An 11438-nucleotide genomic window follows, 5' to 3' on the forward strand; every position below is an offset into this window, starting at 1 on the left:
ATGTCCCGCGAATTGAACCAGACCGTTTTCGTCGCAGGCCATCGAGGCATGGTGGGGTCCGCTATCGTGCGCCGGCTCCAGGCTCTTGGCTATCGCTCTGTTCTCTGTGCTGGTCGGGAAGAGTTGGATTTGCTGGATCAGCAAGCGGTTCATGCATATTTTTTAAAAAATCGGATTGACCAGGTCTATCTTGCGGCAGCTAAGGTAGGGGGAATCCAAGCCAACAATACGTACCCTGCGGATTTCATTTATGAAAATCTGACGATACAAGCGAATGTGATCCAGGCTGCGCACCTATCTAACGTTCAGAAATTACTGTTTCTTGGGTCGTCCTGCATTTATCCGAAGCAGGCTAAGCAACCGATGCAGGAAAACGCTTTGCTTACTGGCTTATTAGAACCGACTAACGAGCCCTATGCGATTGCCAAAATTGCTGGGATCAAGTTATGCGAGAGCTATAATCGTCAGCACGGTCGCGATTATCGCAGCGTCATGCCAACCAATCTGTACGGGCCGCATGATAATTACCATCCTGAAAATAGCCACGTGATTCCGGCCTTGCTTCGACGTTTTCACGAGGCGGTGCGAGCCAGTCAAGCGGAGGTTGTCATCTGGGGAAGCGGCAGCCCAATGCGGGAGTTTTTACACGTCGATGATATGGCCGCGGCTAGCGTACATGTGATGGAGCTTGATCAAAACACGTATCACGCCAACACTCAGCCCATGCTGTCGCATATTAATGTCGGGACGGGAGAAGACTGCACCATACGTGAGCTCGCACAAACCATCGCCAAGGTTACTGGTTTTAAAGGACAACTCTCTTTTGATGCAAGCAAGCCTGACGGTGCGCCGCGTAAACTAATGGACGTCTCTCGTCTTCGCGCGTTGGGTTGGCAAGCTACGATTGGTCTCGAGGAAGGGCTCAGCGATGCTTATCAATGGTTTGTAGAGCATTGGCTGGAGGCTAGGAAGTGATGGCTGTGTGGCTGGTTTTTCGCGATCATTAGCCTTGCAAAAACAGAAATAGCAGCACCCTGATAGCGTCAGTAAGGACAACCTTCAATGTTTCTTCCGGTAATCATGGCAGGCGGCACGGGATCCCGCCTCTGGCCGCTTTCTCGCCAGCTTAATCCCAAGCAGTTCCTGCCTTTGGTTGATACCGAGCGGTCGTTGCTGCAGTCCACAATTCAGCGGCTGGATGGGCTGAATCACGAGCTCCCCTTGCTGATTTGCAACGAACAACACCGATTCCTTGCGGCGGAACAACTCCGGCAGATGGAGATGGACCAAGCCAAGATTTTGCTTGAGCCGGTGGGACGCAATACTGCTCCAGCTATCGCGCTGGCGGCGTTGGAGGCCACCGCTTCCGGAGTTGACCCGGTTCTGCTGGTTCTTCCCGCAGATCATCTTATTAAGAACGTTGGGGCATTTCATGCCAGCATCGCTTGTGCTTTAGCTTTGGCTGAGACGGGAAAATTAGTCACGTTCGGGATAGTGCCTACCCACCCAGAAACGGGTTTCGGTTATTTGGAAAGGGGGAAAGAGATAGCCGAGGGGGCCTATGTTGTTAGCCGATTTGTAGAAAAACCTGACTCAGCTACGGCTCAGAAGTATCTGGACAGCGGAGAGTATTTTTGGAATAGCGGCATGTTCATGTTTCGAGCCAGTCGTTATTTACGGGAGTTAGAACTCTTCGCGCCGGATATCCTTCGTTCCTGCCAGGCTTCGTTTGCAGGTGCGCAGCAGGATATGCATTTCACCCGCGTCAACGCTCAAGCGTTCAACGAATGTCCGGATATATCCATCGATTACGCCGTCATGGAGCGCACTTCTGATGCGGTAATGGTGCCTCTTGATGCTGGATGGAGTGACGTCGGATCGTGGTCGGCTCTCTGGGATACATCAGATAAAGATTGTAACGGAAACGTATCTAATGGGGATGTGCTCACCGAGCGAACGACTAACAGCTACCTACATGCAACTCATCGACTGGTGGCCGCCATCGGCGTTGATGACCTTGTTATTGTAGAAACCAAAGATGCGGTACTCGTGGCACACAAAAATGATGTTCAAGAAGTCAAGAAAATTGTTGACCAGCTAAAGAGCTGTAAGCGACCTGAGTATGCTAACCATCGTGAGGTCTATCGTCCTTGGGGAGTTTACGATTCCATCGATAACGGACCGCGCTATCAGGTAAAACGTATTACAGTAAATCCGGGCGCTAAACTATCTGTACAAATGCATCATCATCGGGCGGAGCATTGGATAGTCGTAAGCGGAACGGCTCAAGTAACCAACGGTGAGCGGACCTATCTGGTAACGGAAAATCAATCTACATACATAGCTGTCGGCCAGATTCATGCTCTGGAGAATCCTGGTGTGATTCCGTTGGAGCTAATAGAAGTCCAGTCCGGCACCTATTTAGGTGAAGATGATATCGTTCGCTTTGAAGATCGATACGGTCGCGTGAAGGATTGATGTTTTGAAGATTTCCATTATTACTGTTTCTTATAATAGCGCTTCCACGATTCGTGACACTATAGAATCAGTTCTTTCGCAGCGGTATGAAAATATTGAATATATCGTCGTGGATGGCGCCTCGAGCGACACGACCATGGCTATCGTTAATGAGTATGGAAGTAAGATAGCCAAAGTCGTGAGTGAGCCGGACAAAGGTATATATGATGCTATGAACAAAGGCATCTCTTTGGCGACAGGTGATATCATTGGGATCTTGAATTCGGACGATTTCTTCGAGACAGATGACGTTGTTGGTTCTGTTGCCAGTTGCTTCGCTTCGTCGCCAGAAAGTCAGCTTGTTTTTGGTGATATTGTTTTTGTTGATCCTAATGATTTAAATACTGTGACCCGCTTTTACAGTGCAGGCCATTTCCGGTCTTGGAAGCTTCGTTTTGGTTGGATGCCACCTCATCCTGCGACGTTCATAAGGGCAGAAGCATATAAGTTAGCAGGGCCGTATTCGATACTCTACAGGATTTCGGCTGATTATGAGATGTTTGTGCGATTGCTAGTGGTTCATAAGCTGCCCTTTGCCAGGCTTGATCAGGTATTAGTTCGGATGCGCGCCGGTGGGGTCAGCACCTCAGGTGTAAGGAGTAGTCTCCGCCTGAATAGAGAGATTGTTCAGGCTTGTAGGAGAAACGGCATCTACACGAATTTAGTAATGGTCCTGAGCAAGCTGCCTTTCAAGTTGGTTGAGTACTTCAAACGCCCCAAAGGAAATTCTCAATGACGCGCCTGTTGATCACGGGGGGGACTGGATTCGTTGGGGCTGCGCTTATTGAAAGAGCTAAAGCAGATTCTTGCTTTGAGATATGTGCCTCGGTTCGTACTGGACAGCAGGTATCTGGTGTCCGCACCTATCAAGTGCCGGATCTCAGTGCGACCACCTCTTGGACAGCAGCACTTGATGGGGTTGAAGTCGTTATTCATACGGCTGCGCGCGTGCATATAATGCACGACGCCTCAAGTGATCCTCTGAGAGAGTTTAGAGAAATCAATGTAGAAGGAACTTTAAATCTTGCACGTCAAGCTGCTGCAGCAGGTGTTCGGCGATTTATTTTCATAAGTTCCGTTAAGGTCAACGGAGAAAGTACCGAGCCGGGATATGCTTTCAAGCCGGACGATAAACCGAACCCGCATGATCCTTATGGTATTTCAAAAATGGAAGCCGAAGCAGCGCTTCTCTCACTTGGTGAGCAAGGGCAAATGGACGTAGTTATCATTCGTCCCGTTCTTGTTTACGGCCCAGGTGTCAAAGGCAATTTTCTCAGCATGATGAGATGGCTTAATAGGGGGGTACCTTTACCCTTGGGGGCCATTAAAAATATGCGAAGCTTAGTCGGGATTGATAATTTGGTTGACTTGATAGTGATCTGTATAAATCACCCGCTCGCAGCCAATCAAATTTTTCTCGTTAGCGATCGAGAGGATTTGTCGACAACTCAGCTGCTAACTAAACTTTCGATAGCACTTCATAAACCCTCGCGTTTAGTTCCCATCCCCTCTTATTTGATCGGCCATGTTGCGAAGTTGGTGGGAAGAAACGATCTTTTCAAGCGTCTTTGCGGCTCTCTGCAGGTCGACACAAGTAAAACCCATGAGTTGCTGGGCTGGACCCCAAAAGTTAGCGTTGACCAAGGATTGAGAGACACTGTAAGCAATTTTTTGAATCAGGGTAAATAATGGGCTGGCAAATTTTTTTAATTATCTTCGCGGCGTCATCCTTGATGACATGGGTCCTGCGTCGTTATGCCTTGGCTCGAAGCATCATAGACATCCCCAACGCCCGTAGTTCCCATTCTGTACCAACCCCACGCGGCGGTGGCGTAGCCATTGTATTTAGTTTCCTAGCGGCGCTGCCAATATTAGCGGCTAATGAATCGCTGCCTTTGCACGCTTTGTGGTCAATGCTAGGAGCGGGAGCTGTAGTCGCTGTGCTCGGTTTCCTCGATGATCATGGCCACATCGCTGCCCGTTGGCGCCTGTTGGGGCATTTCATAGCATCTATATGGGCACTTTACTGGCTAGGCGGGATGCCGGTAATCACGATGTTTAACGTCGAAATTGACCTGGCTTGGCTTGGTCACGTCCTGGCAGTTCTTTATTTGGTGTGGATGTTGAATCTCTACAATTTTATGGACGGCATCGACGGTATTGCCAGTGTGGAGGCTATCTGCGTGTGCCTCGGGGCGTGTCTGCTTTACTGGCTGGGAGGTTTTGGATCTTTGATTATGGCTCCGCTATTGCTCGCTCTTGCGGTAGCTGGCTTTCTATATTGGAATTTTCCCCCAGCTCGCATTTTCATGGGAGACGCGGGCAGCGGATTTCTCGGTATCGTCTTGGCGCTCCTATCGCTGCAAGCAGCTTGGACTTCACCCAAGCTACTTTGGGTTTGGTTGATTTTGCTCGGTGTATTTATTGTCGATGCAACGGTCACGTTGATACGACGTCTTCTTCGCGGCGACAAGGTGTACGAGGCTCATCGCAGTCACGCGTACCAGTTCGCTTCGCGTCAGTTCGGTCGGCATCTACCTGTGACCTTGGCGGTAATGGCAATCAATTTGTTATGGCTGCTGCCGTTGGCTGCATGCGTTGTATTGTTGGACATTGACGGAGCCTTGGCTTTGATAGTGGCTTATGTGCCATTGGTGATGCTTGCTGTCAGGTTTCATGCAGGCGAGCTTGAAAACGTCTGATTTCAAGCTAGGTTCGCTTTTTGGGTTATTGATTGTCCAACGCACGGTGATGTACCACCGGCGTACGGGCGGACGGGGTTTAGGAGCTGGCGAGGGTGCAGGAAGGATTCATGGATAAATTAAGAACAGTCTTGTTGGGACTCCCGAGGCGCCATAAGCGAGCAATCCAGGTAGCCATGGATATTGTGCTGGTCTGGATTGCGCTGTGGCTTGCATTTGTCGTGCGACTGGGTGTCGACGCGTTGATAGCACCGATCGAAACGCATCTGTGGCTGTTCGCATCGGCTCCGCTGGTCGCCATTCCTATTTTCATCCGTTTCGGCATGTACCGTGCTGTCATGCGTTACTTTGGTAACGATGCGCTGATCACTATTTGTAAAGCAGTCAGCCTCTCAGCGCTGCTATTGGCCTTGGTGGTGTATTGGTACAGCAACCACAAGACGGTCGTCCCGCGCTCGATTATCTTCAATTATTGGTGGTTGAGCCTGATCATGATCGGCGGGCTTCGTCTCGTGATGCGCCAATACTTCCTGGGCGACTGGTTCACTGCGGCCCAACATGTACCCTTTACCAACCGTGACGATGGCCTACCCAAGGTCGCTATCTATGGCGCCGGCGCAGCAGGCAACCAACTCGTCGCTGCCTTGCGCATGGGACGGGTGATGCGCCCTGTCGCGTTCATTGATGATGACAGCAGCATCGCCGATCGCGTCATCGCAGGGCTCCAGGTCTATCAACCCAACCACATTCAAAAAATGATCGATGCGACTGGCGCACAGGAAATATTGCTCGCCATCCCTTCTTCATCACGTGGTCGCCGTCGAGAAATCCTGACCCTGCTCGAAGGCTTCCCTCTGCACGTACGCAGCGTCCCGGGCTTCATGGATCTGGCCAGCGGCCGGGTCAAGGTGGACGACATCCAGGAAGTGGATATCGCGGACCTTCTAGGACGTGATGCAGTGCCGGCACAGCCTGACCTATTGGAACATTGCATCACAGGCCAATCGGTCTTGGTCACGGGTGCTGGCGGTTCGATCGGCTCAGAGCTTTGCCGACAGATCCTTGCGCTGAAACCCACCACGCTGCTGCTTTTCGAGCACAGCGAATTTAATCTCTACAGCATTTTGTCCGAGCTGGAGCCGCGAATCGCTCGGGAATCTCTGTCTGTTCGCCTGTTACCGATCTTGGGATCGGTCCGCAACCAAGAGAAACTGCTTGATGTGATGAAGACCTGGAATGTCGACACGGTCTATCACGCAGCCGCCTATAAGCACGTGCCGATGGTTGAGCACAACATCGCCGAAGGTGTCTTGAACAACGTAATCGGTACGCTGAACACTGCGCAGGCTGCACTGCAGGCGGGTGTGTCGAACTTTGTCTTGATCTCCACCGACAAGGCCGTACGCCCGACCAATATAATGGGCAGCACCAAGCGGCTCGCTGAGCTGACACTACAGGCATTGAGTCGTGAATTGGCGCCGGTGCTGTTCGGTGATCAGGCCAACGTCTCGCGGGTAAACAAGACCCGCTTCACCATGGTTCGCTTCGGTAACGTACTGGGCTCCTCCGGATCGGTTATCCCGCTGTTCCATAAGCAGATCAAATCCGGCGGGCCGTTGACCGTTACCCACCCCAAGATCACGCGATACTTCATGACCATTCCCGAGGCAGCTCAGCTGGTGATTCAGGCGGGTTCCATGGGCTTGGGTGGAGATGTGTTTGTGCTGGACATGGGCGAGCCGGTGAAAATCGTTGAGCTGGCGGAGAAAATGATTCACTTGTCTGGCTTGAGCGTTCGGTCCGAAAAGAATCCGCACGGTGATATCTCAATTAAATTCACCGGCTTGCGCCCCGGCGAGAAGCTTTATGAGGAATTGTTGATAGGCGACAACGTCGTCGCGACCCAGCACCCAATGATCATGAGCGCCAATGAAGACTTCCTGCCTTGGGATGTCCTCAAGCTAAGGCTGGCAGACTTGCTGACAGCCATCGAAGAAGATGATTACGCACGAGTCCGTCAGTTGCTTCGCGACACCGTCAGTGGTTACGCCCCGGACGGAGAAATTGTCGACTGGATTTACCAGCAGCGCCATCTCGAGCCCTGATTGTTACATACCTCGTAACGTACACACTTTTGACAGCTCCACACCATCGCCTAAGTTTGAGGAGCAGCTTCGGAAAAGCTGCTTCTCTCTCAACGATGTCATGGAGCGTCACTTATGCGTACAGGCTATTTCTACTCGCTGATTTTTGCCTTCCTCACCAGCGCCTCGATTGCTGTTATTGCTGCCCCAGCGGTCAAGCCGGAGTCGGTATCTTCGCCGTTGGCGGTGGAGCAGCCAGCGAAAACGCAAGGCGCCAAGGTGGATTTGAACGGGGCAGATGCCGCAACGTTGCAGCGCGAGCTGTCAGGGATAGGCAAGGGCAAGGCCGAGGCGATTGTTGCGTATCGAGAGAATAATGGGCCTTTCTCGTCGGTGGACGAACTGCTTGAGGTCAAGGGCATCGGCAAGGCGATTCTCGATAGGAATCGTGACAAGCTGGAAGTGAATTGAGGGTTGTTTAAGGGAGGCCAGTCGGATGACTGGCCTTTTTGCTGTTCAGCGAATGCAACTGAATTGTTCCGCGCGGGTTGGCACAAAAACTGATTACCTAACGCCAACTGATTGTTCAACAATCCAAGGCCCTCAATGACTAGCCCTCTCTCCCTAGCGGACCAGATCACCCTCGAACTCCGCGCCGACATCATCGGTGGCCGCCTCATCCCCGGCATGGCGCTGATCGAAAACAACCTGGTCTCAGCCTACAACGCGTCCCGTAACACCATCCGCGAAGCGTTACACCGTCTCGGCCAGGAGGGCTTGACCCGTTACGTGCGTAACAAAGGAGTGATGGTTCGCAGGTTAGGTGTCGATGACGTGCGGGACGTGTTCAAGGTCCGTCGCACCTTGGAGCTTCAGGCCATTCTCACCAGCAAGCCATTGAGCGAATACCAGTCCGACAGCATGCTCGAAGCGCTGGAAGCCGCCGAGCTGGCTCGCGAGCGCGAAGATTGGCGAGCGGTGGGCACCCACGGTCTGGCCTTCCATCAGCACATCGTGGGGCTGATGCGCAGTCCCTTGCTCGATGAGTTTTTCACCAACGTAGTCGCACAGTTGCGTTTGGTGTTTTGTTCCGCCCCCGATGAGGCGCGTTTCCAGGCGCCGTGGCTTGCCCGTGACCGGCAGATCCACGATTTGCTGGCCGATGGTAACAAGCGCGCTGCTCATGACGAGCTGAGTCTTTATCTCGACGATTCCGAGCAGTTGCTCCTGCACCTGCTGACTCCCGCCAACCCTCACTGATCAAAGGACCCGAGCCATGTACAAAGACTACCCAGCCGCCTACCAGGTCAGCAAAGGCTCCGCCCTGCAAGTGGACAGACCCTTTTACGACCGCATCCGCACCGAGCAGGACAAGCGCACCCTGGTCGAAAAGTTCGAAGTCCCGATCCGCACCGGCCGTGCCTGGCATGTGCCGGCCGGGCATGTCTTTCGCGTGACCACCCCGGTCGGTCCGCAGGTGGGGGATTTCAACGTCTGGAATGCCAACGATCCGCGTGAGCGTTTGTGGGCGGCTCGGACGCGTCAGCTTCAGGGCGCGCATGTCAGCACCTACGATCGGTTGTGGTCGAACCTGCCATTCCTGCGCCCGCTGGTGACGATCACCGATGATAGCTTGGCCGGTTACGGCATCGACGAACACGGCGGACGCTTGCACGATTTGTTGGGGACGCGGTGCGACCCGTATGTGAACAAGATGCTGACCGGTGAGGATTTCCATCATCACTGTCACTCGAACCTGACCCGTGCGGTGTTGCCCCACGGCCTGACGGAGTTCGATGTGCATGACGTGTTGAATATCTTCCAGTGCACCGGGCTGAATCATGACGACATGTATTTCATGAAGGCGTGTCCGGCACAGAAGGGCGACTACCTGGAATTTTTTGCCGAGATTGATTTGTTGTGTGCGCTGTCGACTTGCCCTGGCGGGGATCTGTCGCTGGCGATGTGGGGGCCGGAAGCGCAGGATCCTTTAAGCGTCTGTCGTCCGCTGGGGGTGGAGATTTATCGGTTGGAGGATTCGTTGCTGCAAGGCTGGAGTCAGCCGGAGCGGGCGGCTTACAAGGGGCTGCACGGGTTGCATATTGCCAGGGCGGATTGGGAGATGTAGCAGGCGCCACCGTTTGGTGGTGAGAGTGGGTTTTGTAGGAGTTGTCGAGTGCAACGAGGCTGCGATCTTTTCCCTGACACTTGAGTCTCAAGCGAAAGATCAAAAGATCGCAGGCTTTGCCAGCTCCTACAGGGCCCAGCGGGAGCAAGCTCCCTCGCCACGAAAAGCGGGTCAGCGATCCTTCGCCTCTTTCGCATCCATTTCCGCATTGCGCTCGGCAACACGCTTGCGCTGTTCGTCCGTCAGCTCAACCTTGTGGGCGGTGTCGCGCAGCATCATCAAACCACCCACGATCGAGCCGATGGCGACGATCAGGATTAACCAGGCATACCAGGGCATAGGGCTCTCCTTGAGGGGCAATGGCCAGACGAGTATTTCGCTGGTCATTGCCCGTACCACTTATGAGCGAAGACCGTTCGCAGTGGTTCCATACTACGCCGGTTATGCCTGGCTCACCTTATAGCCCGGTCAACATCGCATCCGCCGGTGCATCTGCACGCAACTGCGCGGTCAGCACGAAATACACAAAGCCCACCGCCATGAAGCCGAGGAATATCAGGCCGATCAGGGCATTGAACCAGGCCATCGCCACCAGGCACACCACCGCCAGGACCAACGCGATCCCCGGCACGATCGGATAGCCCGGCGCGCGGAAGGTGCGTTCCAGGTTGGGCTCGGTTTTGCGCAGCTTGAACAGGCTGAGCATGCTCATGATGTACATGACGATGGCGCCGAACACGGCCATGGTGATCATTGCGGCGGTGAGGGTCATGCCGCCGAGGTTGATCAGGCCGTCGCTGTAGATGGCGGCGATGCCGATCAGTCCGCCGGCGATGATGGCGCGGTGCGGGGTCTGGAAACGCGAGAGCTTGGCGAGGGAGGCGGGCAGGTAGCCGGCGCGCGCGAGGGCGAAGAATTGGCGTGAGTAGCCGAGGATGATGCCGTGGAAGCTCGCCACCAGGCCGAACAGGCCGATCCAGACGAGCATGTGCAGCCAGCCGGAGCTTTCGCCGACGACGGCTTTCATGGCTTGGGGCAGCGGGTCGTTGATGTTGGACAAGGTGCTCCAGTCACCCACGCCGCCGGCAAAAAACATCACGCCCATGGCCAGCACCACCAGGGTCAGGATGCCGCTGATGTAGGCCTTGGGGATCGTGCGTTTCGGGTCCTTGGCTTCTTCGGCGGCCATGGCCGCGCCTTCGATGGCGAGGAAGAACCAGATCGCGAAGGGGATCGCCGCGAACATCCCGGCAATGGCTGGCGCGCCGAACACGTCGGAACCGGCCCAGCCGTTCAGGGCGAAGTGGCTGAAGCTGAACGCCGGCGCGACCACGCCCATGAACACCAGCAACTCGGCGACGGCCAGTACGCAGACGATAAGTTCGAAGGTTGCGGCCAGTTTCACGCCGAGGATGTTGAGGCCCATGAACACGATGTAGGCGCCGACGGCAGCGTGTTTCGGGTCGAGCGCCGGGAATTGCACGTTCAGGTAGGCACCGATGGCCAGCGCGATGGCGGGCGGGGCGAAAACGAATTCAATCAGGGTCGCGAGCCCGGCGATCAAGCCGCCTTTCTCGCCAAAGGCTCGACGGCTATAAGCGAACGGCCCGCCGGCGTGGGGAATGGCGGTGGTCAGTTCGGTGAAGCTGAAGATGAAGCAGGTGTACATGGCCGCGACCATGAACGATGTCACCAGAAAGCCCAGCGTCCCGGCGACACCCCAGCCGTAGCTCCAGCCGAAATATTCGCCGGATATCACCAGGCCGACGGCAATGCCCCATAAGTGCAGGGTGCCAAGCGTGGGTTTGAGTTGTGTGTTCATCGGTGGCTCCCCTCGATAAATAGCAAAAGCGCTGGGGGAGGGCAGTGCAGTGGGCGTGCCAGTGTGGGTTGGGCGGTCGTAATGGGGGAAAACGTGTCGTATCGGGGATGTTGGCTACCGGATGGGCTGGGTTTGTGCCCCAGTTCGGAGCGACGATGCCTGGGTGGGCCTCATCACGCGCAAAG

At 54.4% G+C, this 11438-nt stretch carries 11 protein-coding genes; 9 read left to right on the top strand and 2 right to left on the bottom strand.

Features of this window, described 5'->3' with window-relative positions; genetic code table 11:
- The 9 genes from fcl (at position 1) to M8Q45_RS05470 (ending at position 9431) form a co-directional block, all read left to right on the top strand.
- On the top strand, positions 1-975 hold the full coding sequence (fcl, locus tag M8Q45_RS05430) for a GDP-L-fucose synthase (protein ID WP_249873855.1): 975 nt from the start codon (positions 1-3) through the stop codon (positions 973-975).
- An 87-nt stretch (positions 976-1062) separates the two neighbouring features.
- Positions 1063-2478, top strand: coding sequence for a mannose-1-phosphate guanylyltransferase/mannose-6-phosphate isomerase (locus tag M8Q45_RS05435; RefSeq protein ID WP_198797567.1), 1416 nt, complete (start codon positions 1063-1065; stop codon positions 2476-2478).
- A gap of 4 nt (positions 2479-2482) precedes the next feature.
- Complete coding sequence (locus M8Q45_RS05440) at positions 2483-3253, top strand: glycosyltransferase family 2 protein (RefSeq protein ID WP_249873856.1); 771 nt, start codon at positions 2483-2485, stop codon at positions 3251-3253.
- Positions 3250-4206 (top strand): UDP-glucose 4-epimerase family protein, encoded by a 957-nt coding sequence (locus tag M8Q45_RS05445; protein ID WP_249873857.1) that lies wholly within the window; start codon positions 3250-3252, stop codon positions 4204-4206. The genes M8Q45_RS05440 and M8Q45_RS05445 overlap by 4 nt, the downstream gene beginning before the upstream one ends.
- Positions 4206-5219 carry an MraY family glycosyltransferase gene (locus M8Q45_RS05450; protein ID WP_249873858.1) on the top strand — a complete coding sequence of 338 codons (1014 nt, stop codon included), beginning with the start codon at positions 4206-4208 and terminating at the stop codon, positions 5217-5219. The genes M8Q45_RS05445 and M8Q45_RS05450 overlap by 1 nt, the downstream gene beginning before the upstream one ends.
- Before the next feature lie 110 nt (positions 5220-5329).
- The gene (locus M8Q45_RS05455) at positions 5330-7324 is read left to right on the top strand and encodes a polysaccharide biosynthesis protein (protein WP_249873859.1); all 1995 of its coding nucleotides are present in this window, start codon (positions 5330-5332) and stop codon (positions 7322-7324) included.
- Positions 7325-7438: 114 nt separating this feature from the next.
- On the top strand, positions 7439-7774 hold the full coding sequence (locus M8Q45_RS05460; RefSeq protein ID WP_249873860.1) for a ComEA family DNA-binding protein: 336 nt from the start codon (positions 7439-7441) through the stop codon (positions 7772-7774).
- 135 nt (positions 7775-7909) lie between these two features.
- Positions 7910-8563, top strand: coding sequence for a GntR family transcriptional regulator (locus M8Q45_RS05465; protein ID WP_249873861.1), 654 nt, complete (start codon positions 7910-7912; stop codon positions 8561-8563).
- A gap of 16 nt (positions 8564-8579) precedes the next feature.
- Positions 8580-9431, top strand: a complete 852-nt coding sequence (locus tag M8Q45_RS05470; RefSeq protein WP_249873862.1) for an urea carboxylase-associated family protein — start codon at positions 8580-8582, stop codon at positions 9429-9431.
- A gap of 171 nt (positions 9432-9602) precedes the next feature.
- On the opposite strand, the gene M8Q45_RS05475 is transcribed toward M8Q45_RS05470, so the two are convergent.
- Together M8Q45_RS05475 and eat are read right to left on the bottom strand one after the other, a co-directional pair.
- Positions 9603-9770 (bottom strand): DUF2897 family protein, encoded by a 168-nt coding sequence (locus M8Q45_RS05475; protein ID WP_014337248.1) that lies wholly within the window; start codon positions 9768-9770, stop codon positions 9603-9605.
- Between the two features lie 118 nt (positions 9771-9888).
- Positions 9889-11253 (bottom strand): ethanolamine permease, encoded by a 1365-nt coding sequence (eat, locus tag M8Q45_RS05480; RefSeq protein WP_249873863.1) that lies wholly within the window; start codon positions 11251-11253, stop codon positions 9889-9891.
- Positions 11254-11438: the final 185 nt, after the last annotated feature.

The organism is Pseudomonas sp. T1.Ur, assembly GCF_023516725.1.
In the GTDB taxonomy this organism is placed as follows: domain Bacteria; phylum Pseudomonadota; class Gammaproteobacteria; order Pseudomonadales; family Pseudomonadaceae; genus Aquipseudomonas; species Aquipseudomonas alvandae.